Annotated in this window: 1 protein-coding gene; it reads right to left on the bottom strand. The window is 41.6% G+C overall.

What is annotated here, in order from left to right; genetic code table 11:
• A partial coding sequence (locus AAEY83_RS18965; protein ID WP_351061811.1) for a hypothetical protein occupies positions 1-182 on the bottom strand: 182 nt, incomplete at its 3' end.
• Positions 183-231 lie beyond the last annotated feature (49 nt).

Raw genomic sequence — 231 nt, 5'->3', positions numbered from 1 at the left:
GTGTATTCTTTAAACACATGAATATTGGCGTAATCCGTTTCTTCAATACAACCATAAAAGCTGCCGTCGCTCATTTGATCGTATTTTTTCTGCCATTGAGTAAGGCTATGCGCTTGCTCGTCTATATCGTGTGTTTGCACCTTGCTCTTTAGTGGTGCGCTGAAGCTACTTTGCTGCGCCATATCGGGGATGCTCTTTTTCGTTACACTTTCATTATGCTTAAGTTAACAC

The organism is Psychrobacter sp. TB20-MNA-CIBAN-0197 (genome assembly GCF_040309765.1).
GTDB classification, from domain to species: domain Bacteria; phylum Pseudomonadota; class Gammaproteobacteria; order Pseudomonadales; family Moraxellaceae; genus Psychrobacter; species Psychrobacter submarinus.
This window is presented reverse-complemented; position numbering and strand designations above follow the sequence as displayed.